Origin of the sequence: Bowmanella yangjiangensis (assembly GCF_017255015.1) — a bacterium.
GTDB classification, from domain to species: domain Bacteria; phylum Pseudomonadota; class Gammaproteobacteria; order Enterobacterales; family Alteromonadaceae; genus Bowmanella; species Bowmanella yangjiangensis.
The window spans coordinates 1-473 of the sequence record NZ_JAFKCS010000572.1; the positions used below are offsets into that span (position 1 = coordinate 1).

The window sequence follows — 473 nt, forward strand, 5'->3', positions numbered from 1 at the left end:
TGGACGCCACACAGCTGCTGAGGCTCTTGCACGCGCTGCGCAAAGGAGCTGCTCCGTCCTGATGGGCGGTTCGTGCGCAGATACCAGATAAGAATTCATTTAATAGTGTTTCTTATTTGACATAAATTTATTTACAAATAATATACGTTCTCTTTTAGAGGGCAGGGCCGTTTCAGGCCCTGCGCCAGGGCGTTGTGCGGGGGATTTCTGCGGATTCCTCTGTACATATTTGTAAATAATTATCATTACATCTTGACAGGTTATCTCAAATGCGTGCCACGAACTACGATCAGGTTTTGCCCGTCAAACGCGTGCTGGCCACTGCCATCGGCCTGGCCATTGCCTCGCTGACGCTGCCGGCGCTGGCAGACGAGTCGCTCAAGCTGGACAGCGTCACGGTCAAGGGTGAACAGGAAGGCGACTACAAGACCGAGTCGGTCTCGTCGCCCAAGTACACCGCGCCGCTGCTGGAC

General features: G+C 53.5%; 1 protein-coding gene. It reads left to right on the forward strand.

Annotated elements, in window-relative coordinates; all coding sequences use genetic code 11:
* Positions 1-269: 269 nt before the first annotated feature.
* On the forward strand, positions 270-473 hold a 204-nt coding region (locus J0A65_RS25715; RefSeq protein WP_206597043.1), incomplete at its 3' end, for a hypothetical protein.